The sequence below is a fragment of the Pseudomonas sp. 2(2015) genome (assembly GCF_000955865.1).
Classification (GTDB): Bacteria; Pseudomonadota; Gammaproteobacteria; order Pseudomonadales; family Pseudomonadaceae; genus Aquipseudomonas.
Window position 1 is genome coordinate 62,106 of record NZ_JYOF01000007.1, and the last position, 23,484, is coordinate 85,589.

Below are 23,484 nucleotides of genomic sequence, written 5' to 3' on the forward strand. Positions count from 1 at the left end.
CGGATTTGAGAGAAAGACATGACCACGACAACAACTCACCGAAAAACCGCCTTGATCGTCGCCGCCCTGGTGGTGGCAGGGATTGCCGGCGTGTTCGGCCCGATGCTGCTGGGCCACGACAGCGCGCAGAGCACCAACGACGCCTACGTGTCTGCCGACTACACGGTGATCGCACCGAAGGTGGCCGGCTTTATCAAGCAGGTGCTGGTGGAGGACAACCAGCAGGTCAAGGCCGGCCAGTTGCTGGCGCAGATCGACGACCGCGACTACCAGGCGGCGCTGGCGGCGGCGCAGGCGCAACTGCTGGTGTCCAGCGCGCAAAGCCACAACGCCCGGGCGACCCTCGAGCGCCAGGCCTCGCTGATCGACCAGGCCCAGGCCGCGGTCAGTGCCGACCAGGCTGAGCTGGCCTTCGCCAATCACGAACTGACCCGCCACAGCCGCCTGGCCGAGCAGGGCGCCGGTACCGTGCAGAACGCCCAGCAGGCGCGCAGCCGGGTTGATCAGGCGCGGGCGCGGCTGGCCAACTCGCAGGCGGCGCTGGCGGCGGCGCGCAAGCAGGTGGATATCCTCAGCGCCCAGGTCGACAGCGCCGAAGGGGGCCTCAAGCATGCCCAGGCAAGCCTTGAGCGGGCGCAACTGGACCTGTCGTACACGCGCATCGTCGCGCCCATCGACGGCATGGTCGGCGAGCGCGCGCTACGCGTTGGCGCCTACGTCAACCCGGGGGCGCGGTTGCTGTCGGTGGTGCCGCTGGAGCACGCCTATGTGCTCGGCAACTTCCAGGAAACCCAATTGACCCACGTGCAACCCGGGCAGCCGGTGCAGATCCGTGTGGATACCTTCGCCGATGAATACCTGCACGGGCGGGTCGAGAGCATCGCCCCGGCTACCGGTGTCACCTTCGCGGCGGTCAAGCCGGACAACGCCACCGGCAACTTCACCAAGGTGGTGCAGCGCATTCCGGTGAAAATTGTCTTCGACGCCAACCAGCCATTGCTGGAACGCCTGCGGGTCGGCATGTCGGTGGTGGCCACGATCGATACCGGCGCGAGCCTGAGTACCGGTAAAGAGGTCAGCGCCCGATGAAACCTGCATTCGCCCTTTGCCCGCTGCTGCTGAGCCTGCTGGCCGGCTGCAGCCTGGGCCCGGATTTCAGCGCGCCTGACAGCCATGCCCCGGCCGCATGGCCGGCGCTGCAGGAAACCCCCGGCGCCAGTCAGGCCCAGGCCACACCGCTGGAGCAGCGCTGGTGGGAAAGCTTTCACGACCCCAAGCTCAGTGCCCTGATCGAGCGCGCCAGCCAGCGCAACCTCGACCTGCAGATCGCCAGCGCGCGCTTGCTGCAAAGCCGCGCGCTGCGCATGAGCATCGCTTCCGAGCAAACCCCGTCGGTTGATCTGGGCGGCGGATACAGCCGGGCGCGCAACAGTGCCGAAGGCCTCAACGACCCGTCCGGCAACGGCGGCAAGTCGGCCTTCAACCTCTGGCAGGGCGACTTTACCGCCAGTTGGGAGCTTGACCTCTGGGGCCGCGTACGCCGCCAGGTCGAAGCCGCCGACGCGGTGGTCGAAGTCGCCGAGAACGACCGCCGTGGCGTGCTGTTGTCGCTGCTGGCCGAGACCGCCGGCAACTACATCCAGCTGCGAGCGGTGCAGAGCACCCTGGCCGTCACCCGGGAGAACCTTGAGGTTTCGCGGCACAGCCTGCGCCTGTCGCAAATGCGCCTGCGCGACGGGGTAGCCACCGCCCTCGATGTGGCCCAGGCCAGTGCCCAGGTCGCCTCGGTCGAGGCCCGCCTGCCGACCCTGGAAGAGCGCCAGGCACAATTGATCAACGCCCTCGGCCTGTTGCTGGCCGAGCCGCCACGCAGCCTGCAGGCCGAATTGCTGGAGCCAGGCGCGATGCCGACGCCGCAGCAACGCTTTGCCATCGGCGTGCCGTCGGAGCTGGCCGAGCGGCGCCCGGACATTCTTCAGGCCGAGGCCCAGCTGCATGCCGCCACCGCCAGTATCGGGGTGGCCAAGGCGGATTTTTATCCGAGCATCCGCTTGTCGGGCAATGTCGGTCTGCAGTCACTGCAGTTGTCGGATTTCGGCAGCTGGGATGCGCGTCGATTCGCCATCGGCCCGCAACTGAACTTGCCGATTTTCGAAGGCGGGCGCCTGCGCGGCGTGCTCAAGTTGCGCGAAGCCCAGCAGCAGGAAGCGGCTCTGCGCTACCAGCAGGTGGTACTGCGCGCCTGGCACGAAATCGACGATGTGCTGCGCCTGTACAACGCCAGCCAGTTGCGCCGCGACCTGCTCGAAGAGGCCGTGCGCCAGAACCGCATCGCCCTGCAGACCGCGCAGCAGCAGTATGTCGAGGGCGCCGTGGACTTTCTCAATGTACTCAGCGTGCAGGGCGCCTTGCTGGCCAGCCAGGAGCAGTGGGTCGAAAGTTCGGCGGCGGTGTCCCAGGCCCTGGTTGGCTTGTACAAGTCGCTGGGCGGTGGATGGCAGCCGTTCAGCGAGCCGTTGCAGACCGCCGCCCAGGGTTGATTTTCGCGCGTCGATGGCGGTGTGCTGCGCTCGATCGCCTAGAGCGCGCGGTCCAGGCCGAAACGTTTTTTCAGCACGCGCTGCAGCAAGCCCCGCGGCAGCCAGTTTTGCAGCAGCGGCAAGGCGCGGCTGCCATTGCCCAGGCGTACCAGCGCCGCCGGCTCTGGCTGGCGCACGGCCTTGAGGACATCGCGGGCGAAGTCGGCCGCCGGGGTCGGTTTGTCCTGGGAAGCGCGTGAGCGGGCCCGGATGCCTTCGCGCAACGGCCACCAGGGCGATTGTTCACCGATCAGTTGTTCGGCTTCGTGCCCGGCGTTGCTGGCGAACTGCGAGGCAATTGCGCCAGGCTGTACTTCCATGACCCGTATGCCAAAGGGCGCCACTTCCAGGCGCAAGGCTTCACTCAGGGCGTGCACGGCCGCCTTGGAGGCGCAGTAGGCGCCGGCGAACGGCGTGACCAGTACCCCGGAAACACTGCCGATATTCACCACCAGGCCTTTGTTGCGGCGTAGCGCCGGGAACAATGCGCGGGTGACCCCGACCACGGCGAACACATTGGTTTCGAATTGCCGACGCATCGCCTCGGCGCCGCCATCGAGCAGCGGCCCCATGGCGCCGTAGCCGGCGTTGTTGATCAGTACATCGAGGCCCTGGCCGTGCTGTTCCAGCTCACCCGCCAGCTGCGTCAGCGCCTGCTGGTCATTGACGTCCAGTTGGCGGGCATTAAAGCCGCTGGCGGCCAGGCGGCTTACGTCCTCGGCCTTGCGCGCCGTGGCCCAGACCTCGAAGCCGGCATTCTTGAAGGTCTCGGCCAAAGCCAGACCGATACCGCTGGAGCATCCGGTGATCAACACGCTGGGCATGAGCTGCTGTCCTTGAGCAGTGGGGGTACTGGATGATAGTTCAGCAATCAGCGTTTTCAATGCATTTTCCAACCGATCGGTGCAAATGCCGGTCCAGAGCTGGCGTTGGCTTGCCCTGTCATACAGCAGTTGAGTGGGCACGTGGGTGACCTGAGTGTCGAGGGACAACGTTTGAAAGGCAGCGAATGTCAGCTGGTAGAAGTCAACCCGGTCCCGATAGCCGTTATCGGCCAGGGTTGTCACGTTGCGCTTGGCATCGGCACATGCCGGGCAGGTGTCCGAATACACCAGGATCACCACCGGCCTGGCCAGTGGTTGATGATGATTGATCCGTTCGAACAGTTGCTTGAACTGGTCCTGAACCGCTGGCGATGTGTCGACCATGACCTTACTCCGCTAGGCAGTGAAGTACGCGGAGTCATTCAACAGGATTTTGCCGCCTGGGTAACCTGGCAAAAATACCAGGTGCTCAGTCGGCGAAGCTGCCTTGCAGGTGCTCGGCGCGGTAGTCGACGCTCTGTGGCCGGTAGCCGGAACGCAGTGGCGGCAACGGCAGGCACTCCTGCCAGCTGGCGCCGGGCTGCAGCTCGCCGGGGCCGCGGTAGCGCGGGGCGGCGTAGGTGTTCTCAGCGAGGTTGACGGTATCGCCCGGGGCATAGGCCGCGACCCGCCAGCGCAGCTCCACCAGTGGCACCGGGTTGCCGTTGTTGATGTGCACCTGCAGCGGGCGATCGGCCGGGCATTGCTCCGGGGCGTAGGTCAGACGCAGCTCCAGGTGGGCCAGTTGCCTGGCTTCGCGGTTGTCCAGCCAGACCACCCACAACGCCACCAGGCCCAGGCCGAACAGCGCCGCCAGCGAAATCGGCAGGGCTTTGGCCGGGTAGCGCAGCAGCAGGACCAGCCAGGTGAGGATGAGCAGGGCGCCGATGAACATGGAGCGAACCTTGTGGGTGGGGGGCTTTCATCCTAACCAAAAAGCATCGCGGGGCAAGCCCGCTCCCACAATGTGTAGGAGCGGGCTTGCCCCGCGATTGGGGTTTTACTGCGCGATGGTCTTGATCGAGATCCCGCGCTCGATCGGCGTCGAGCGTCCGTAGATATCTTCAAAGCGCTCGATATCGTCCTCGCCCAGGTAGCTGCCGGACTGCACTTCGATGATCTCCAGGGGGATCTTGCCCGGGTTGCGCAGGCGGTGCACCGAAGCGATCGGGATGTAGGTGGACTGGTTTTCGGTGAGCAGGAACACGTTCTCGTCGCAGGTCACCTCGGCAGTGCCGGACACCACGATCCAGTGCTCGGCGCGGTGGTGGTGCATCTGCAGCGACAGGCTGGCACCGGGCTTGACGGTGATGTGCTTGACCTGGAAACGCCCGCCCATGTCCACCGAGTCGTACGAGCCCCACGGTCGGTACACCTCGCAGTGGTTCTGGGTTTCGCTGCGGCCCTGTTCGTTGAGGGTGTTGACCAGTTGCTTGACGCCCTGGACCTTGTCCTTGTGGGCAATCATCATGGCGTCCTTGGTCTCGACCACGACGATGTTCTCAAGGCCGATCACCGATACCAGCTTGCCGTTGCCGTGGATCATGCAGTTGTGGCTGTCCTGGACCACCACGTCGCCCTTGGTGACGTTGCCGTTGTGGTCTTTTTCATGCACATCCCACAGCGACGACCAGCAGCCGACATCGCTCCAGCCCGCCGACAGCGGCACCACGCAGGCGCGCTGGGTCTTTTCCATCACCGCGTAGTCGATGGAGTTGTCCGGGCAGCAGGCGAAGGTGGCTTCGTCGATGCTCAGGTTATCGCCGTCTTCCTCGCTGCGCTCCAGGGTCAGCAGGCAGGTGTCGTAGATATCGGCGTCGTGCTTTTTCAGCTCTTCGAGGAAGCGGCTGGCGCGGAACAGGAACATGCCGCTGTTCCAGAAGTAGCCACCGGCCCGGACGAACTCGGCGGCGCGTTTTTCATCCGGTTTCTCGACGAACTGCGCCACCCGGCTGACGCCTTCGGGCAGCAGCACGTCCTGGCTCGACTTGATGTAGCCGTAGCCGGTTTCCGGCTTGGTCGCCGGCACCCCGAACAGCACCATCTCGCCGCGCTCGGCGGCCACGGTGGCCAGGGCCAGGGCCCGTTGCAGGGCTTTCTGGTCGTCGATCACATGATCGGCCGGGAGCACCAGCATCAGCTCGTCACGGCCTTCGTTAACCAGCTTCATCGCGGTCAGTGCCACTGCCGGCGCGGTGTTGCGGCCGAAGGGCTCCATGAGGATGCCCTGGGTTTGAAGTTTGAGGCTTTGCAGCTGCTCGCTGACGATGAACTTGTGGTCTTTGTTGCAGACCACGATGGGCGCGTCCATGCCGTCGAACACCAGGCGCGAGAGGGTTTGCTGGAACAGGGTGTGTTCACCGGTCAGGGCCAGGAACTGCTTGGGAAACTGCTTGCGCGACAGCGGCCACAGACGCGAACCGCTACCACCGGACAGAATGACTGGAATCATGGGTGTTCTCCAAAAATAGAAATAGGCAGGTGGTTAACGGGTGGATACCGGGCGCTTGACCCAGACCGGCGACAGGCTGCTGCCGGAACCGGTCACGTACAGCACCGCTGCTTCGCCGCGCTCCAGAGCCACAGGCTTCAGATCGCTGACTTTTTTATCGCCTTCATACAGCGCCAGGCTGACCTTGACCGGGTTGATCTCGCGCTCGCCACGGGCCTTGGCGGCCACCGGCTTGACCACTTCGGTCTTGCCGTCGGCGGTCTTCAGGGTCAGGGCCTGGCTACTGAGGTTCTGTACCCGCACCAGGGATTTCTGCTTGTTCTTGAACGGTGGCTCCTCGACCAGTTGCGGCTGGCCCGAGGCGTTGTTGACCAGGGTGTAGTAGTGATCGGCGGCGAGCTTGACCGGCAGGCTCTGGCTGCCGACCTTGGCGCTGTAATCGCCCTGGGGCATGAAGCTGAAGTCACTGCTGCCCTGGGCCGCCACTTCGCTGATCTGGGTGTTGCCAACGCTGGCGCTCACTGGCTGGGCGCCGGCGTTGTAGATGCGCACGAAGGTCGAGCCTTTCGGCGCGGTCGGGCCATACAGCGCGGCGTCGGCGCCGGCCAGGGCTTGCAGCGAGAGCAGGCTGAGGCCGGCGGCCAGGGCGCAGGCTTTGGCGATGCGCAGCTTTTGGGTATGCAAGGTCATGTGCGTTTCCTCTTCAGTTTTCCGTCCGATGGGACGACAGGGCCAGGTCTTGATTGGCATTGCGGGTTTTTTTCAGCTGCGCGATCCACTGCGGATCGAAAGCGCTGAGGTCGTTTTTCATTGGCAGATAACGTTCCGGGAACTCCCAGATCAGCACTTGCGGCGCGCTGTTCTTGAAGGCGTCGGTTTGCAGGTACTTGAGCATCGGCAGCAGTGGGCCATGGCCGTCTTCGGCGTAATTGACCACGTCGCTGCGCAGTGCTTGCTGCAGGGCTCCGAGGAAGTTCCAGTTGGGGTTGGCGCTGTAGCTGGTGCCAATCAGCGCCACCGGAATTTCACTGTCGGCGAACAATGCATCGCCGCTTTCACCTTCAGCCTCGGCCGGGCGGGTGCTGCGTTGTTGCAGGCTGTCCGGCGGCGGCAGCAGGTTGCTGAACAGCGGGTCGAGCGGCAGGAAGTTGGTCAAATCGCCCTTGTATGGCGCGCTCTGGCGTTGTTCGGTGACGAACTGCTGGGGCTCGCCGTTGAGCAGGGTCTGGCGCGCCACGGCGGCGGCCAGGTGCTGGGCAACCACTTCGGCGCCCATCGGCGTCCAGTGGGTGTCGGTGCGCAGGAACACCTGGCCACGGGCTTTGGCCTCTTGCAGCGGCGCCAGCAGGTCGGGGGCGAACACGCCGGCCTGGCGGGCCTGGGCGTGGAACTCGTTGTACAGGTCGGTGTGCAGGCTGGCCGGGGTCTGTTCGCCGACATACTCCGGATACAGCCGCGCCTTGGCCGGCACAATCGCCAACACCAGTTGCACGCCGTGTTGCTGCAGGGTGTCGCGCACACCGCGGATCAGCGCCAGGTTCTCTTGTTCGTACTGGTCGCTGTTGGCCACCGGCTTGAACTCCTCGTCACTGAACAGCCAGTGCTCGCGGCCCAGCACCACGCCCGGGCGGCCTTCGTTGAACAGTTTGAAGTCCAGCGCCGCCCACAGGTTGGTGCCGATGCGCTTGAGCGGGAACTGCTCGTCGTAGTGGGTTTCGGCGGCCTTGGCCAGTTTGCCGTCGAGGGCGCTCATCTGCGCAGTGCGCTGGAAGCTGCCCAGGCCGCCCAGCGACCACAGGCCCAGGCCCAGCAACAGGGCGAGGAACAGCAGGGCGTAGAGTTTGCGTAAATGTCGGGTCATGGTCGGCTCGCTCAGAACTGGAAGTAGAGGAACGGCGAGTAGCTTTGCGCCGAGAGCTTGAGGATCGAGGCCACGAACAGCAGCAGCACCAACGCGCGGGTGGCGTACAGGCCCCAGTCCAGGCTCAGGCTGCCGTCGGCATGCACGGCCACCGGGCTGGCCTTGGGCGCGGGCCTGGCGTTGCGATAGAAGTCGCGCAGGCCGAAGTACGCCAGGGTCACGTAGGCCAGCACCAGGGTTGCCACTTGCAGGCCGGTGAGGCTGGCGCGGTTGAGCTCCGACAGTTGCCAGTCAGCGAAGCTGAACATGGCGCCGTACATGCGTGCGGCGACGTGCAGGTTCTCGGCGCGGAAGATCACCCAGCCCATCACCACCAGCAGGAAGGTGAAGGCCCAGCGCACCAGGTTGAAACGCTGCGGCGCGGCGTTGATGCCCAGGGCCCGCTCGATCGCCAGCCACATGCCATGCCAGGCACCCCAGACGATGTAGGTGAAGTTGGCGCCGTGCCACAGGCCGCCCAGCAACATGGTCAGGAACAGGTTGCGGTAGGTGGCGAAGGTGCCGCCGCGGTTGCCGCCCAGGGTGATGTACAGGTAGTCGCGCAGCCAGGTCGACAGGCTGATATGCCAGCGCCGCCAGAACTCGGTGATCGACTGGCTGATGTACGGCTGCTTGAAGTTCTCCATGAAGCGAAAGCCCATCATCAGGCCCAGGCCGATGGCCATGTCGCTGTAGCCGGAGAAGTCGAAGTACAGCTGCGCGGTGTAGGCCAGGGCGCCGAGCCAGGCGTCGCCGGTGCTCGGGTTCTGCAGGGCGAAGCAATGGTCGGCGACCACCGCCAGGGTGTCGGCGATGAACACCTTCTTGATGAAGCCCTGCATGAAGCGCGTGCAGCCTTCGGAGAACTTGTCGAGGGTGTGGGTGCGGTGGTTGAACTGGTCGGCCAGGTCCTTGAAGCGCAGCACAGGGCCGGCGATCAGGTGCGGGAATATCGCCACGAAGGCGGCGAAGTCGATCAGGTTGCGGGTCGCCGGGGTGTCGCCGCGGTACACGTCGATGATGTAGCTGATCGACTCGAAGATGTAGAACGAGATACCGATCGGCAGCAGCACATGGGTGAGGATGAACGGCTCAAGGCCGAACGAGGTCATGATCGCGTTGATGCTGTCGACGCCGAAGTTGGCGTACTTGAAGTAGCCGAGGATGCCCAGGTCGACCGCAACCCCCAGCAGCAGCCAGCGCTGGGCCGGCTTGCTGCGCACGCCGGCGGCGCCGACTTTCAGGCCGATCCAGTAGTTCCACAGGGTGACCCCGGCAAACAGCGCCAGGAAGTCCACCCGCCACCAGGCATAGAACACGTAGCTGGCCAGCAGCAACAGGGCGTTGCGATAGCGTTGCCCGCTCAGGTAGTACAAGCCGAGAAAGATCGGCAGGAACAGGAACAGAAACACGTTGGATGAAAACACCATCCCGATCTCTCCTTGTCGTTAGCAACCGGGGCAGCAGCCCCCCAAACCCCCCGTAGAAATCCCGGGAGAAACCAGATCAAATCTTTGCCTTGCACCAACCCTGTGGGAGCTGGCTTGCCAGCGAGGCGTCGTATCTGACACATCGCGGTGTTCCGATCGCTGGCAAGCCAGCTCCCACAGGGACAATGCAGATCCTTACTTTTTCTGTTCGGCCTGCGGGTCATAGACCCGGGTCAGGTCGCCGCCCAGGCGGAAGCTCTTGAACGGCTGCATGTCGTGCTTGCGCCCGAGCACGTCGCTGTTGCAGCTGTAGAGGCTGCACCAGGGTTCGAGCCAGGCGTATTTGCTGTCGATCTTGAGGTCGTCCATGTCCTGCTTCTCGCCGTTCTTTGCCTTGAACGGGCTCGGGTCTTTCGAGCCCGACAGCACCCGCTCACCCAGGCGCTTGAGTGCGCCGTTGTTTTCCGGGCGCACATCGACACCGTTGGCCTGGGCGAAGCTTGCGATCATCGCCAGCGGCGGCAGGGCGTAGTTGTGGTAGGCCAGGGCGCGCTGCTTGCGCTTGAGCTCGTTGGGCAAGAAGCCCTGGGCGTCGACCTGGTTGGCGGCCACGCGGTATTCCTTGATCGACCAGTCGAACAGGTCGCGGCGGTCGGTGGCGACGGCGGTGGCCATCACCGACCAGGCCGCCCAGTAGGAGTGGTTGTTGATCTTCTCCTGCGGCAGGTCGCTCCAGTCCTTGACCACCTGGTCGGCCAGGCGCCCGAACCATTTCTCGATCAGTTCGGCCTGTTGTTGGTGCGCCGCCAGCGGCTGGGAGTTGGAGAACTTCAGGCGCAGCCAGGCCGAGCTGAGGCTGCCCAGCGCCCATTTGCGCATCGACTTGCCGGTGTGGTTGTAGTCGGTGGACATCAGCGCATTGGCGCTGGCCCAACTGCTCAGCCACTCCAGGGTGCAATCGAGCTGTTGCGGGCGGCCATCGCGCATGTACTGCATGACCTGTTTGCTGACCCCGCGCTCGAGGGTGGTGATGCTCGCGGTGGAGTCGCGGAAGGCTTTTTCCGAGGCCTTGTTAAGGGTTGCGCGGGCCTTGTCCGAGCCTTCGTACTTGCTGCGAAACTGCAGCTTGTCGGTGTAGGGCGTGGGGATGGCTGCGCATTTGAAGTCACTGTCGCCGGTCTTGAGTTTTTCGATCCCGGCGTAATAGCCCTGGGGAGGGATCAGCCCGGCGGCGTGCGCGGCCGGGCCGAACAGGGCCAGCGCCAGTGCGAGTGCTGCTACAGGGGATGTGCTGAAATTTTTCATAGGCGCCTCACTTTCGTTTGCACAGCGTGGCTTCGACTTTCTGGCTGCCGCTTTGCGGCCCCTGGACTTCGACGGCGAGCAGGGTCTGGGCGGCCCAGTCCTCATCCTCGCGCAGCTCGAAGGCAAAGCGGCCATCGGTGTCGGCGGTTTCCGGCTTTTCGATCTTCAGGTCTTCGTGGCGGCCGTTCATGTACCAGAGGGTGGCTTGCAGGGTCTTGACCGACTTGTCTTCGAACCGGATATCCAGTTGGTGGCGGCCGTTGGTCAGGTCCTTGATCACGCCGTTACGGCCGTTGACCATCAGCTCGTTCTTGCCCGGTTTGAGCGCGGTGCTGGCGCTCATCTGCGCAGGCTTGCCCTCGCAGCCGTTGTCGACCAGGGCGAGCATCTGTCGCCAGATGGTTTCCTGGTCGAGGCGGTACAGCGGCGAGAATTCCCAGATGAGGATCTTCGGCGGGTTGTTCTGGAAGTCTTCGCTACCCAGGTACTGGATCATCGAGCCTTCCAGGCCGCCGCCGGGGAAGGCGACGTTGAGCACGTCGGCGCCGATGTACTGCTCAAGGAAGCCCGAGAAGTTGTAGTTCTTGCCGCTGTGGCTGGTGCCGACCAGGGTGATCTGCGGGTTGCCGGAGTCGCCAAACAGGTCGTCGCTGCCGCTCTCGCCCTTGGGCTCGGTGACGAACTGGTCCATGTACTGCACCGCATAGCTGGTGCCGCACAGCTGCCCGGCGACGTTGTGCAGGGTGCCGGTCTTGCCCATGCGCCCGGACTTGTGGCTCTCGAACTCACGCTTGGGTACGTCGGCGAAGGCCGGCATCTTGTGCACGCTGTCGGCGACGATTTTTGCCGCGCGCTCGGCGCCGTACGGGGTCCAGTGCTGGTCGCCACGGAAGTAGAAGTCCTTGCCCTGGTCGGCCGCAGCCAGTTGTTCGTTGGTCAGCGGCGACAGGTCGGGCACGGTGTAGCCCATCTGGCTGAAGCGCCCGAGCATGGCCTGGTAGTTGTGCAGCGCCTTGGCGTAATTGAACGCGGCCTTTTCGGCCGGCTTGAGCATGTTGCGGTTCACCAGGCCGCGGGTCGGCTGGTAGACGATCACCAGTTCCACGCCCTTGGCCTTGAACGCATCGTGCAACTGCTGCAGGCGCCGGTAGCCGGCCGGGGTGGTGTCGAATTCGGTGCGCAGGTCTTCGCGGGTGCGGAACAGCCAGTCGCCCTGGGCTTGCACCAGGGTGGTGAAGTTCTGCTGGTAGCGGGTGGTGTAGCGGCTGGCGTCGTGGGCCTGCGGGCACAGTTGGCAGCACGGCTCGGCGGTGAAGTCCGGTGCCTGGACCTGTTCGGCCGAGGCGCCGGCGCTGATGGCCAGCAGGGCGGCGGCAAGGCCGCAAAGGCTCAACAGCTTGGTCAATTGTGGTTGCATAAGATTGGCTTCCTCAGTCCAGCATTTCGGTCTGGCGCTCGACCGGATCGATCAGCACGGCTTTGCCCTGGCGCACCATCAGGTCGAGAATCTCGTCCTGGCGATCGCCCAGTACTCCGGAAAAACTGATGCCGCTGGCCTTGCTCGGCGCCAGCATCGACACCCGGTACAACTCGACGCTCAGCGGCGAATCAATCGACAGCGGGCCGCTGCCATTGGCCGCCAGCTCACCGCCGACGACGATCAGCGAGACCTTGGTGTCGAACGGGTCGAGGGCGATGTCGCGGTCGGTCTCGGACAAGTCCTTGATGTGCCCGTAGACGCCTACCAGGCCGTTGGCCATGGCGACGTTCTCGTACAGGCGGATGTTGACGCTGTTGCGCACGCGAATGCCGTGGCGGCGGTTACTGATCAGCTTGTTGCCCCAGATCAGGTTGTCACCGCTCTCGTACAGGGTGATGCCGTCGGTGTGGTTGCGGTAGATCTCGTTGTAGGCGATCAGGTTGTTGACGCTGTTACGGTCGATGACCACGCCCGAGAGCTTGTTGTCGTAGCTCTTGTTGTTGATGATCCAGCTGTCGTTGACCTCGCGCGAAACGATGATGCCGTGCTTCTTCTTGGTCCCGTACACGGTGTTGCCGGCGATGATCAAACGGTGCGAGCGGTCGTGGGGGTCGATGCCGTAGACGATGTTGTCGCGGTAGGTGCTGTCCTTGACCACGAAGTCGCTGGTTTCGTAGCAGTAGAAGCCGTACCACATGTCGCTGAACTCGGAGCCGATGATCCAGCCGGTGGGTTCCGGGCGGCCCATCTGCTTGGCCATGTTCGGCGTGTACTGCGAGATGCTCACGCCATAGGACTTGCTCTTGGCGTAGCCGAAGCTGGCCATCTTGCTGTTGACGATGTAGGTCTCGGTGCCGCCCCACGACAGCAGGAACGGGCGGAATTCCTTCGGCGAGCGGAAGGTCGCCGGGCCGTTGTCTTTCTCGCGCCAGCCAGTCACCCGGGTGTCGCTGACGAACAATTTTCCGTCGTTGACGATGAACGCGCCGCCTTCCTGGGACAGGCGCAGTTCCTTGACCTTGGCGTCGATCTCGAGCACGCCTTTTTGCCCGACCACGATCGGCAGGCGCGCCAGGTACACGCCCGGCGCGGTTTCGCGCAGGTACTGGGCGGGCACCTGCTTGCTCAGCTCGGTGAAGTTCACATGGCCGTCGTCGATGAAGATCGCCTGGGGAATGCCATGCTGGCGCGCCACCCATTCGGCCATCTTGTTGTCGCCGCCGATGAACTCCTTGAGGCTGTTTTCCTGGAGCATGCGCCGCACCGAGACCTTGCCCTTGTGCGAGCGGTCGATCTTTTTCTGCACCGCTTGCGCGCTATAGCCGGACAGCTCGGGCAGGGTCGGCGCCGGGATCTGCAGCGGCTCGATCGGCGCGCTGCTGACCGTGTAAGTCTTGGCCTGCTGCAGCTCCTTGGCCACCGGCGTCGGCGCCTGGCCGTTGGCCAGGGCGATGCTGCTGGCCAGCAGCAGGGTGCCGGCCAATAAGGCGTGGAGCTTGTTCGGTTGAAGGCTCATTTGATTGCACCCCAGGCGTCAGAAGCGCCAGATCACGTCGACGAAAGCGCGGTGCATGTAGGAGTCCGCTTCCTTGCCATAGGCATCACCGGGCTTGAACACGCCGCCACGAAAGCGCACCAGTGCCGACGGCTCGTCGATCGACTGGCTCAGCGCGGCGGGCAACAGGCCCTGCTTGAAGTACTTGGTGACCACCAGGTCCATCTCCTGGCCGAGGTCTTTCTCGCCCTGGATCAGCGGCCGGTTGATGCCGTTATCCTCGACCACGGCGTTGATGCCGCTGCTGCCGATGTTCTGGTCGCCATCGACGCGCCAGAACTTGTGGTAGATCAGGCTGGCGTCGTAGTCGTCGCGCAGTTGCCAGGAGGTGAACAGGGTCGCCGCCTGGACATTGCCCAGTTCGCCACGGAAGGCCTCGCCGAAGCGGTGTACGCGCGAGCGGGTGCCGGTGAAGTTGGAGCGGTTGCTCTCAAGGCCGGTCTGCTCGTAGTTGCCTGAACCGTCGCCGCCACCGCCGCCGCTGCCGCGGGCATAAGCGGCGCCGACCTGCCAGTTGGGATCGAGGCGCAGGCGGATACCGAGGTCGGTGGCCCAGGCATTGACGTCGCCGCTCTGCTTGCCGCTGGCCACTTGCTCGCCGTTGACCGTGGTGGTGTTGAGGCTGTCGCGATCGCCGCTCAGCCAGGTCAGGCTGCCCCAGTAGTTGACGCGGTTCTGGTTGCGCCAGTTATAGGCGTCGCTGTTGGCTTCCAGTCCCAGCCAGGTGAGGTCGCCGGTGCGGGTCTTGTCCAGGGCGTCGACGGTTTCGCCGGGATTTTTCAGCTTGCCGTCGTCGTGGGTGTGGTGGGCGCGCAGGCCGACCCAGTGCCCGGGCGTCCACTGCGTGGCAACGTCGCCGTAAATGTGCAGGCGGTCCTTGTCTTCCGGCGCCAGCTCGGTGAGGTCGGTACGGTACTCGCTGAAGCGCTCGGCCACGCCCAGGTTGGCGCGCAGCAGGGTGGTGTCGAAGGTCCAGTTCAGCGCTTCGATGTTGGTGTCGCGCCACATGCCGTCGTCGTTGCGCAGGCGTTGGCGGCCAAAGCGCAGTTGCTCGCCGGGGTAGGCGGTCAGGCCGCTGTAGCCGACCCAGAACTCGCGCATGGCCAGGTAGCTTTTATCGGCTTCGCGGCCATGGGCGCGGCCGCTGTCGGACTCGGCCTCATCGCCGGACTGGCGCAGGGTGTCGGTCTCGATGATGTCGCTGGCGGCCACCGCCTGGCCCATGGCAAAGGCGCTCCAGTTGCCGCGCTCGCCGTACACCCAGGGGCGCAGGTCCAGGCCCAGGCCGTTGACGTCGCCGCCGGAGCGGGTACCCAGGTCGCGGTCGTCTTCGGACTGGCCGGTGATCTTCACGTCCAGGCCGAAGTTCTTTTCAGCGGTCATTGCCGCCAGGGTCGGGCACGACCAGAGCAGGGCGAAGCCCAGGCCTACGCCTGCTTTCATCCACGGATTGAGTGTCATAGGGAGTCCTCGCCTTGTTCGGGTTGCGCTTGGGCCTGCAGGGCCAGGGCATCGGCACCCGGGCCCATGGCGCCACGGGCCTGGCGCTCTTGCTGCAGCAGGCGCTCGGCCTGGGCTTTTTGCGCGGGAGTGAGTTGCTGGTCGAGCTGGGCGGCCAGCTCGCGCGACTGATCGCTGGGGTTGGCTTGCGCCAGTTGGCTGAACACCCAGGCGTTGACCAGGTCCTGGCGAATGCCGTGGCCTTCGCTGAACAACTGGGCCAGGGCGTAGTCGGCGCTGAGCTGGCCGCCGCGGGCAGCGCTGAGCAGATGATCGACGGCCTTTTGCGGGTCAACGCTGCCCAGGTAACCGCGGCGATACAGCTGGCCCAGGTAGTAATGGGCGCTGATTTCGCCGGCGTTGGCGGCGCTGAGCAAATGAGTTTCGGCCTGCTGCGCATCGGCCGGCACGGTCTTGCCTTCGTAGTACAGGCGGCCTAGCAGCAGTTCGGCGCGCGGTTGTTCGGCGGCGCGGCCCTTGTCGATGTATTCCATCAGCTTGTCGGTGTCGCCAAGCTCCGGGAAGTCGTAGAGCAACTGCGCCAGGCTGACCCAGGAACCGGGGTTGACCGGCGCCACCTGCTCAAGCAGGGCCTGGGCGGTTTTCTCGTCAGTCTGGCCGAGGCTGCGGTCGGCCAGGACGCGGGCCACGCTGTCGACCCGGGTGGCCGGAATCGTACCGCGCTGGTAGGCGCTTTTGACTTGCTCGAGCAGCGCCGCTTGCTGCTCGGGCTGGGCGCGCTTCTGGTAGACGGTGGCCAGTTCCACGTAGCAGATGTCAGTGCTGCTCAGCGCCGCTTTGCAGATGTGCTCGACCTCGTCCAGGTGCTGGTCGTAGCTGTCCTGGGTGCGGTACAGCAGGATCTGGGCCAGGCCGGCTTCGGGGTAGCCGGCGCTGCGCCACGTGTCGATCTGCTGCTGGGCGTTGGTGCCGGGGAAGCTCTGCGGGTATTGCAGGTAGAGCATCGCCAGCGGGATCAGGGTGTTGCCCTCGCCATTGGCGAAGGCTTTTTTCAATAGGGTTTCGGCTTCCTGGCGCTCGGCTTCGCTGGCGTCCGGCTTGGCCGCCAGCAAACGGCCGAGGCGGGCCTGGGCGCGCGGCGAGATATCAGCGGCGGCGCGGTAGGTGGCTTCGGCCTCCTTGAGCTTGGCCGGGTCGCGGGTTTCCACCTGGATATCGGCAAGGCCCACCTGGGCTTCGCTGTAACCGAGGTCGGCGAGCTGGCGGTAGTTCTGTTCGGCCAGGGCGGTGTCGCCGCGCTTGAGCGCTTCATTGGCCAGGCGCTGGTCGGGCAGGCCGGCACAACCGGCCAGGCTGATGGCCAGGGCCAGGCCGAGAAGGGTGCCACTGTGGGAGCGGGCTTGCCCCGCGATCGAGCACAACGCTTTGGGGAATTGAGGGGCTTCATCGCGGGGCAAGCCCGCTCCCACAGTTGGGGTGTTGAGCATATTCATGGGCAGATCCTCTTAGAGCCCACGGGCCACGGCTTTATCGATCAGCCAGTCCAGCGACGGGCCTCGATTGCTGTCTACCGCCACCGGGCGGCCGGCCAGTTCGCTGGGCAGCGATTCGTCCGGCTTGATCTGCACGCGGATGTCCGACGACAGGTCCTCGCTGTTCAGGCTGGTGCTGCTGACGATCTGCCCGGTACGGGTCTGCTCTTCGCCAGCGACGGTGAAGTGCACGCGCGAGCCTGGTTTGACGTCGTCGAACTGGCGGTAGCTGAAGCGCGCTTCAACGGTGGGAATGGTGGTGCGCGGGACCAGCTGGAAGATCACCTGGCCCTTGCTTGCATACTGGCCGTCATCCACCAGTTGGCGGGCGACCACGCAATCGCAGGGGCTGGTCAGGGTGCCGCTCATCTGTTTGCCGAACAGCTCCTCGACCTTGGCCGGCTCCAGTTGCTGGTCATCCAGGTGGCCCTTGAGCATGTCCAGCATGCTGGTGCTGAACGAGGCCAATGGCGCGCCCTTGACTACCTGGCCGCCGCTCTCCACCAGGCCCTGCACGGTACCGTCGCGGGGCATGGTGACGTTGCTGGTCGGCACGCTGACCACCCCGGCCTGGGCATGGCTGACGAAGTACAGGCCGTATACCGACTTGGCGATAAAGCCGAAGGCGGCAACGCCAACCACGAACACGCCGAGGCTGAAGGTCACCGCCCGCAGGCGGCCGAAGGCGCTCATGCCGCCGCTGGCGTCTTTCTGTTTGCGCGCCTTGGTGAAGTTGTCGCGCTGCAGGGTACTGAGTACGTCGCCGATGGTGATCAGTTCGCCCGACAGGTGCGAGGTGATGATGTGGCGCAGGGTGGCGATGTCGCGGGGTTCGAGGTTCTGGAACTGCACGCCGGCGCGGCCGCTGGAGGGGTCGAAGGAGCGCACCTGGAACTCGATGTCCATGGCCAGGCCGAGCTTGTCGACGGTGAACTGCAAGCGCCCGCGCAGCACTTCGCCGACTTTCAACGGGTGCTTGGCATGGAAGCTCAGGCCGCCGGCGGAAAGGTCGTCGACCTTCACTTCGAGGGTTTCGCGGTTCTCCCCCAGGTAGCGCAGCTTGGCCGGGATGCGTACCCGGGCGTGCTGGCGCTGGGCTTCGGACTCATGCACGACATTGACGTTCACGGCGGTATTCATGGCGATTTGTTCCTGTTTAATCCAATCGGGTTCCGGCTCACACGACCATGAACAGCACAGCAATGAAGATGCTGGCCGCCGAGAAGGTCATGGTCCGGGAGGACCAGGTGTTGAACCATTGTTGAAAGCTGGCGAGGTCGCGCTTGAGGGCAGTGGGCTGGCGGGTCCAGGACTGCTTGTCGAGGCGGAAGAACACGTAGATCTTCATGATCGCGCCGACGATCTGGTTGTAATAAAGAATCAGCGGGTAGGCCGGGCCGATGTTGTGGCCCGAGCACAACAGCATCAGGGTCAGGATCAGCCGGGTGATGCCGATCCACAGCAGGTACACCAGCAGGAACGCCGGGCCGAACTTGAGGCTGGCGATCACCGCGACGGTCAGGCCCAGCAGGCTGGTCCACATCGACACGCGCTGGTCGAACAGCACCACGCTGGTGAACAGGCCCAGGCGGCGGATGCCCAGGCCCAGGGCGCGGGAGTTCTGCCGCAGGTTGTTGCCGTACCAGCGGTACATCAGTTTGCGGCTGGCCTTGATGAAGCTCTTTTCCGGCGGGTGCTCGACCGTGTTGATCGCCGCGTCCGGCACGTAGAAGGTGTCGTAGCCCAGGCGCATGAGGCTGAACCAGCTCGACTTGTCGTCGCCGGTGAGGAACTTGAAGCGGCCCAGGCGCCAGTGCTGCAGCGAGTCGTTCTCGACGTCGGCGATGAACTCGGGGTTGGTCACCACGGCGGCGCGGAACACCGACATGCGTCCGGTCATGGTCAGCACGCGCTTGGACAGGGCCATCGAGCACATGTTGATGTGGCGCTGGGCGAAGCGCAGCTTGTGCCACTCGCTCATGATGTAGCCGCCACGTACTTCACAGAATTCGTTGGTGGTCAGGCCGCCGACATTGCCGAACAGCTTGAACCAGGGCACAGTCTTGCGCACCACGCCTTCGCCGAGCACGGTGTCGCCATCGATCACCGCGACCACGGCGTTTTCATCCGGCAGGTGGCGGGAGATGGCCCGAAAGCCGTAGGCCAGGCCGTCGCGCTTGCCGGTACCGGCAATGCGCACGAAATCGAGGGTCACGCGCTGCGGCGGGTTGTATTTCTCCCACAGGCTTTTCACCAGCAGTTCGTCGGACATTTCCACCAGCGAACAGACCACAGTGGTCGGGTAGCCGCAGTCGATCGCTTCGCGGATCACCGAGCTGTAGACCTGGGCGGTGGTCAGGGCATCGATGCGAAAACTGGTGACCATAAGGTACACATGAGATGGGTCGGCGGCGCTACCGAGCTTGCGCACCTTGCGCCGCAGGTAGGGGTAGACCACGTAGAGAAACAGCATGCCGCGGACAAAGTGCGTGGCACCCATGGAATAGCGCCAGATGCCGACGGCGCCGACCAGGAAAATGAAGTCCTTCGAGTCGGGGTCGAAAATGGAGTTGGGCAAGGCCAGGGCGATCAACATGAGCAGGCTCACGTAGAACAGCCAACCGGCGACCTGTAGCAGGCCGTGCTTGAGCCTGTGCATGTTCTGCATCCGTATCGAATGGAAGGGGCGTTGATGGCGCGCGGGGCCGGGCGGCCCCGCGCAACCTGCGGGTTACCAGCAGATACCTTCGGTACGGCTGCTCGGGCAGGAGGCCTTGCTCATGAAACCGACCAGGTCGATGACCTGCTTGCCGGCGGGCGCCTGCTGGGCCAGGGCGCGAAACTTCTCGTCGCGGTTGCCCAGCACGATGACGTCGGCGTGGTTGATCACCTGCTCGAAGTCAGCATTGAGCAGCGACGACACGTGAGGGATTTTCGACTCGATGTATTCCTTGTTGGCGCCGTTGACCCGCGCATACTCGACGTTGCTGTCGTAGATGTTCAGCTCGTAGCCCTTGCCGATCAGGCGTTCGGCAAGCTCCACCAGCGGGCTTTCGCGCAGGTCGTCGGTACCGGCCTTGAAGCTCAGGCCGAGCAGGGCGACCTTGCGCTTGTCGTGGCTTTCGATGATGTCGAAGGCGTTCTGTACCTGCGACTCGTTGCTGGTCATCAGCGAGTTGAGCAGTGGCGCCTTGACGTCCAGGCTGCCGGCGCGATAGGTCAGCGCGCGCACGTCCTTGGGCAGGCACGAACCGCCGAAGGCAAAGCCCGGGCGCATGTAGTACTGCGAAAGGTTCAGGGCCTTGTCCTGGCAGACCACATCCATCACGTCACGACCATCGACGCCGACCGCCTTGGCAATGTTGCCGATCTCGTTGGCGAAGGTAACTTTGGTGGCGTGCCAGACGTTGCAGGTGTACTTGATCATCTCGGCCACTTCGATGTCCTTGCGGATGATCGGCGCGTCGAGTTCTTCGTACAGCGATTGCAGAAGGTCGCCACTGGTCTTGTCCAGTTCGCCGATGACGGTCATGGGTGGCTGGTCGTAGTCCTTGATCGCGGTGCTTTCGCGCAGGAATTCCGGGTTGACCGCTACGCCGAAGTCGACACCGGCTTTTTTCCCCGAGCAGTCTTCGAGGATCGGGATCACCACGTTCTTCACCGTGCCCGGCAGCACGGTGCTGCGTACCACGATGGTGTGGCGGCTGGATTTTTCCCGCAGTACGAAGCCGATTTCGCGGCACACCGACTCGATGTATTCCAGGCCCAGGTCGCCGTTCTTCTTGCTTGGCGTGCCGACGCAGATCATCGACAGGTCGCTGTCGCGAATTGCCGCGGCAAAATCGGTGGTGCCACGCAGGCGGCCATTGTCGATACCCTGTTGCAACAGGGCTTCGAGCCCCGGTTCGACAATCGGCGATTTGCCTTGGTTGATCAGGTCGATCTTGGTGGTGGATACATCGACGCCAATCACTTCATGGCCACGTGCCGACAGGCAGCCAGCACAGACTGCACCCACATAACCCAAACCAAAGATGCTGATACGCATCGCATTCACCTCATGTGTTTATCACGCCGGCTCAATAAATAGAGCCAGACCGGGTTGATTAACCAGCAGTTATCGGGCACACGGAGGCGTGGCAGAAAGATGTCACTTCACCGTGTGCAGGCATATAAATATCAAGTGCAAAAGTCGTTGCACTTAAAGTTGGCAGCCAAAGGCCAATAATTATGGGCGTGCCCTGTTATGCAGCCGTCTTTATTGCAGATCGGTTACCCGAAACTGCAGTGCTTGTTCTTTCAAGTGAATAAAATCCTTTGAAATCAACCACAAGGACGATTTGTAGGGGCGCGTTTCTCCTGGGTTCAACTGTGGGTCGGGTGACCGACACTCAAGTCAAAGTTGTCTGGATGCACAATGACTGTGCGCTCCAATCAATGCTGTAGGTCATCTCTCACATAACGCTCGAGAATCGTTACGGGTGGTATGAGCGATGGCTGAAGGGATAAGTTCCGGGGGCGGTTCAGGGGCCGTGAAAGATTTTTTAATATTTTATCTGATGGCCATACTTTCACTTTGATAGCACTTGTCAGTTTCGTCCCTGTATATAAAGGACGAACTCGAGGGGGGATGTTTTTATGCCAGTACCGGAAAATTTTTTTCAAAATTCGTCAAAAAATTACGAACGGTCTTATGGCGTTTTGCGATAAAGCTAGAAGGGTGGTTTTTTGGCGCCAGGATTGTGGCGTATTTATCGCGGGGCAAGTCGGGCCGCATCGCCCCGCGATAGCTTTTACTCGTCCGCGTGATCGCGCAGGAACACCAGGTTGTCGGCCTTCGACAGCTCGGCACTGTAGTAGTAGCCCTGCACATCGAACTGCTTGAGCTGCTCGGGATCGTTGATGCGTTCCTGGATCACGAAGCGGCTCATCATGCCGCGGGCCTTTTTGGCGTAGAAGCTGATGATCTTGTACTGGCCGTTCTTGAAGTCGCGGAACTCGGTGTTGATCACCCGCGCCTTGAGGGCATTGCGCTTGACCGCGCTGAAGTACTCGTTGCTGGCCAGGTTCAGCAGCAGGTCGTCGCCTTGCTCAGCCAGGGCCTGGTTCAGCCACTCGCTGATGCGCGTGCCCCAGAAGGCATACAGGTCCTTGCCGCGGGCGTTGGCAAGCTTGGTGCCCATCTCCAGACGGTACGGTTGCATCAGGTCCAGCGGGCGCAGCAGGCCGTACAGCCCGGAGAGCATGCGCAGGTGCTCCTGGGCGTAGCTGAAGTCGTCTTCGCTGAGGCTTTGCGCGTCGAGCCCGGTATACACGTCGCCCTTGAACGCCAGCAGCGCCTGCTTGGCGTTGTCCGGGGTGAAGGCCGGGGTCCAGCTGCCGAAGCGCGCGGCGTTGAGCCCGGCGAGCTTGTCGGAGAGGTGCATCAGCTCGCTGATCTGCGCCGGCGACAGCTCGCGCAACTGCACGATCAGTTCCTGGGAATCATCCAGGTACTGCGGCTGGGTGTAGCGCTGGGTTACCGGCGGGGTGTCGTAGTCGAGGGTCTTGGCGGGGGAAATCACCGTCAGCATCAGGTCGGCTCCTTTATTCGTGGCGCCGATTCTACGGGGCGGGGGCGGCGATCTCCAGCTATCAAGGCAATAGCCACAGACCATCCCGACACTTGGCGCTATAGTGCGCGGCGAGGAAAACGGAGAGCCCGATCGTGCGCATTGCCCTTGTTTTACTGGCTGGCCTGTTCAGCGTCACGGCCCAGGCCGCGCCAGCCCCGGTCGCCACTTTCGACCGCAGCCACTGGCCAGAGCAGCTCGACAGCCCGGCGCTGTTCGATGTCGCCTCGCGCGCCGAAATCCTCGGGTTTGCCCGGGTGCTGGCTGAAAGCGAAATGCTCGACCAGAGCGCCATGGCGGCGCGGCTGAACCTGCGCCAGGTCAATCTGCTGTCGATCAACACGCTGCGCCAGCGCCTGTGGCAGCGCTTATGGCGCAACTACGACCTGGCGCAGAAGAGCTGCGAGCAGGACGCCTCGTTCTGTTATGCCATCGACGACCTGGGCGATTTTCGCAAGCAGACGGCAACCTTCGAAGTCGCCGCCGACTCGTTCTACGCGAGCTGGGCCGAGCCCAGCCGGGCCTTTCACGAGCGCTACCTGGACGAGCTGCTGCGCAAGGCCGCGCTGTTCCCGCAGACCGCCAGCGAAATCGAGCGCTTCTCCGACCTTGAGCGCAATGGCGACGAGCTCAACGACCGGCTATTCATGCTGACCTTCGATGGCGGCCCATCCTTGGCGGGCGGCAGTACCGACGGCCTGGCCGAGTTCCTGCGCCGGCAACGGCTGTCGGCGACCTTTTTTGTGCTGGGCAACAGCCTGCAGAACCGGCGCGACAAGACCTCGCTTAGCGACCTGCGGGCGCTCTACCAGGGCCAGTGCGTGGGCTTGCAAGGCTGGCAGTACCGCTCCCACGGGCAGTGGCAGGGCTGGCAGGACTCGGTGCTGCGCAGCCAGGCGCGGGTACAGGGCGACTTGCCGCAGCAGTATGTGCCGTTGTTCCGGCCGCCTTATGGCCAGCGCCGTGCCGACAGCCAGGCATTCTTCGCCGGCCAGCATTTGCAGGTGGTGTTGTGGGATATCGACGCCCAGGATCAGGGCGCGTTGAACAGCGAACAGTCGGCCCAGCGGGTGCTGACCTTGATGTTGCTGTGGCGAAAGGGGCTGATCCAGTTTCACGACGCCCAGCCCAAGGCGCAGGAGGCAGTGGCCTGGTTGCTCAAGCAAACGGCACAGAGTGGAATTGGCTGGGGAGATTGCCGTAATTTCGGTGAAAAGCTGTGAAAAGGTAAGGTTATGGCGACGCCCGGGAATAAAACGCCGCAGGAATTTCACATGACTGGATTTATGACTGTAGCGGTGCTTTGCCCCTGCGC

The 23,484-nt window shown here is 63.7% G+C and carries 18 protein-coding genes; 3 read left to right on the forward strand and 15 right to left on the reverse strand.

Translation table 11 applies throughout. The features are described from left to right. Positions 1-18 precede the first annotated feature (18 nt). Together UB48_RS11985 and UB48_RS11990 are read left to right on the forward strand one after the other, a co-directional pair. Positions 19-1,089, forward strand: a complete 1,071-nt coding sequence (locus UB48_RS11985; protein WP_045197216.1) for an HlyD family secretion protein — start codon at positions 19-21, stop codon at positions 1,087-1,089. Next, positions 1,086-2,540 (forward strand): efflux transporter outer membrane subunit, encoded by a 1,455-nt coding sequence (locus tag UB48_RS11990; protein WP_045197218.1) that lies wholly within the window; start codon positions 1,086-1,088, stop codon positions 2,538-2,540. Before UB48_RS11985 ends, UB48_RS11990 begins: the two co-directional genes overlap by 4 nt. A gap of 38 nt (positions 2,541-2,578) precedes the next feature. Here UB48_RS11990 and UB48_RS11995 read toward each other — a convergent pair whose 3' ends face one another. The 15 genes from UB48_RS11995 to yaaA all read right to left on the reverse strand — a co-directional run bounded on the left by UB48_RS11995 (position 2,579) and on the right by yaaA (position 22,130). Beyond that, positions 2,579-3,403 (reverse strand): SDR family oxidoreductase, encoded by an 825-nt coding sequence (locus UB48_RS11995; RefSeq protein WP_045197880.1) that lies wholly within the window; start codon positions 3,401-3,403, stop codon positions 2,579-2,581. Positions 3,404-3,872: 469 nt separating this feature from the next. Next, complete coding sequence (locus UB48_RS12000; protein ID WP_045197219.1) at positions 3,873-4,337, reverse strand: hypothetical protein; 465 nt, start codon at positions 4,335-4,337, stop codon at positions 3,873-3,875. 105 nt (positions 4,338-4,442) lie between these two features. Beyond that, positions 4,443-5,894, reverse strand: coding sequence for a mannose-1-phosphate guanylyltransferase/mannose-6-phosphate isomerase (locus UB48_RS12005; RefSeq protein WP_045197221.1), 1,452 nt, complete (start codon positions 5,892-5,894; stop codon positions 4,443-4,445). 33 nt (positions 5,895-5,927) lie between these two features. After that, positions 5,928-6,584, reverse strand: coding sequence for an alginate O-acetyltransferase AlgF (locus tag UB48_RS12010; protein ID WP_045197222.1), 657 nt, complete (start codon positions 6,582-6,584; stop codon positions 5,928-5,930). A gap of 13 nt (positions 6,585-6,597) precedes the next feature. Then, a complete protein-coding gene (locus tag UB48_RS12015) occupies positions 6,598-7,755 on the reverse strand; it encodes an alginate O-acetyltransferase (protein WP_045197224.1) in 1,158 nt (385 codons plus the stop codon). Between the two features lie 11 nt (positions 7,756-7,766). Continuing rightward, the gene (locus UB48_RS12020) at positions 7,767-9,224 is read right to left on the reverse strand and encodes an MBOAT family protein (protein WP_045197227.1); all 1,458 of its coding nucleotides are present in this window, start codon (positions 9,222-9,224) and stop codon (positions 7,767-7,769) included. 195 nt (positions 9,225-9,419) lie between these two features. Continuing rightward, positions 9,420-10,529, reverse strand: a complete 1,110-nt coding sequence (locus tag UB48_RS12025) for a mannuronate-specific alginate lyase (protein WP_045197229.1) — start codon at positions 10,527-10,529, stop codon at positions 9,420-9,422. Positions 10,530-10,536: 7 nt separating this feature from the next. Continuing rightward, positions 10,537-11,946, reverse strand: coding sequence for an alginate O-acetyltransferase (locus UB48_RS12030; RefSeq protein WP_045197231.1), 1,410 nt, complete (start codon positions 11,944-11,946; stop codon positions 10,537-10,539). 13 nt (positions 11,947-11,959) lie between these two features. After that, entirely contained in the window at positions 11,960-13,525 is a 1,566-nt protein-coding gene (gene algG / locus UB48_RS12035) for a mannuronan 5-epimerase AlgG (protein WP_045197233.1), read from the reverse strand. 18 nt (positions 13,526-13,543) lie between these two features. Then, positions 13,544-15,025 (reverse strand): alginate export family protein, encoded by a 1,482-nt coding sequence (locus UB48_RS12040; RefSeq protein ID WP_045197235.1) that lies wholly within the window; start codon positions 15,023-15,025, stop codon positions 13,544-13,546. Then, positions 15,022-16,518 (reverse strand): alginate biosynthesis TPR repeat lipoprotein AlgK, encoded by a 1,497-nt coding sequence (gene algK, locus UB48_RS12045; protein WP_275559629.1) that lies wholly within the window; start codon positions 16,516-16,518, stop codon positions 15,022-15,024. The genes UB48_RS12040 and algK overlap by 4 nt, the downstream gene beginning before the upstream one ends. 12 nt (positions 16,519-16,530) lie before the next feature. After that, the gene (locus UB48_RS12050) at positions 16,531-17,697 is read right to left on the reverse strand and encodes an alginate biosynthesis protein Alg44 (protein ID WP_045197237.1); all 1,167 of its coding nucleotides are present in this window, start codon (positions 17,695-17,697) and stop codon (positions 16,531-16,533) included. A gap of 37 nt (positions 17,698-17,734) precedes the next feature. Next, the gene (alg8, locus tag UB48_RS12055) at positions 17,735-19,225 is read right to left on the reverse strand and encodes a mannuronan synthase (RefSeq protein WP_177329156.1); all 1,491 of its coding nucleotides are present in this window, start codon (positions 19,223-19,225) and stop codon (positions 17,735-17,737) included. Between the two features lie 63 nt (positions 19,226-19,288). Next, a complete protein-coding gene (locus tag UB48_RS12060) occupies positions 19,289-20,605 on the reverse strand; it encodes a nucleotide sugar dehydrogenase (protein ID WP_045197240.1) in 1,317 nt (438 codons plus the stop codon). A gap of 745 nt (positions 20,606-21,350) precedes the next feature. After that, a complete protein-coding gene (yaaA, locus tag UB48_RS12065) occupies positions 21,351-22,130 on the reverse strand; it encodes a peroxide stress protein YaaA (RefSeq protein ID WP_045197242.1) in 780 nt (259 codons plus the stop codon). A gap of 134 nt (positions 22,131-22,264) precedes the next feature. Here yaaA and UB48_RS12070 point away from each other — a divergent pair, with 134 nt between their 5' ends. Continuing rightward, entirely contained in the window at positions 22,265-23,392 is a 1,128-nt protein-coding gene (locus tag UB48_RS12070; protein WP_045197244.1) for a polysaccharide deacetylase family protein, read from the forward strand. Positions 23,393-23,484 lie beyond the last annotated feature (92 nt).